Annotated in this window: 2 protein-coding genes; both read left to right on the forward strand. The window is 35.7% G+C overall.

The annotated features are described in order from the left end of the window. Positions 1-234 (forward strand): hypothetical protein (locus DW938_RS14930; RefSeq protein WP_181984476.1); only part of this gene is annotated, 234 nt, incomplete at its 5' end. 123 nt (positions 235-357) lie between these two features. Continuing rightward, a partial coding sequence (locus tag DW938_RS14505; RefSeq protein ID WP_181984477.1) for a cellulose binding domain-containing protein occupies positions 358-1,007 on the forward strand: 650 nt, incomplete at its 3' end.

The raw sequence follows: 1,007 nt of genomic DNA on the forward strand, positions 1-1,007 counted from the left end.
AGCGGATACTCAGAATTCCTTAATGTAAACGACATGACTGTTGTTTATCCTAATGGAATAATTGATATTATTCCGTGGGAAAACGGAAATGTGGACAAGAAAAATATTCAAAGATTCTTACCGGCTCTTTTAAAAGACGGCGAGTCTGAAACAATCAGTCTGAAACCCGGAGAAAGTATTGTCGGACATTATTCAGCAAGCAAAAAAACACTTTCTTCTAATTTTGATGACTAAAAAAATATAAGAAAGCATTACCATAGGAGCGGCAATCGGATTTCTGATCATAATTTTTCAGCATGGAAAACTGTGCGTTGGATTCCTATGAAAACAAGATTTTAAATATCAGGAGGGAAAAAATTGAAAAGAAGAATCATTTCAATTTTCATGTCTGTTATTGTCCTCATCAACATAATTGTTCCGGTCTACGCTTCGGCAGCAGATGTCGCTGATAACAATTCGTCTGTCTATATAGGCAACGGTTATGTTGTTTATTATGATATTAAAAGCTCATGGGGCAATAATCAGAATATTGAAATAAAAATCAAAAATATAGGTTCAGAAACTATATCAAACTGGGCTTTGAAATACGACGCTCATGGAGAGATAAGCGGACTTTGGAACGGCATTGCTTACAGCAGCAGCGAAACTCAGTATATTATAAAAAACACAGGATATAATTATGAAATTCAGCCCGATCAGGAAGTGAATTTCGGTTACTGTGTGACAGGAGAAGGTCTTGAAATTCCAAAAGCTTTTGAAATCTGTTCACAAAGAACCAATAAAGCAGAAAATGAATATATTGTTTCGCTGAATGTTACCAACGATTGGGGTAACGGTTTTACCGGTGAAATAAAAATACAAAATCTCTCAGCCGAACCAATAGAAGCTTGGCGACTCAATTTTGATACTAATTTTACAATTGAGGATATATGGAATGCGAGACTGGTATCTGCAGAAGCAAATTCATATTCTATTGCAAACGACATTACAACAACCCCGATAGCAGC

The organism is Ruminococcus sp. AM43-6, from assembly GCF_003461785.1.
In the GTDB taxonomy this organism is placed as follows: Bacteria; Bacillota; Clostridia; order Oscillospirales; family Ruminococcaceae; genus Hominimerdicola; species Hominimerdicola aceti.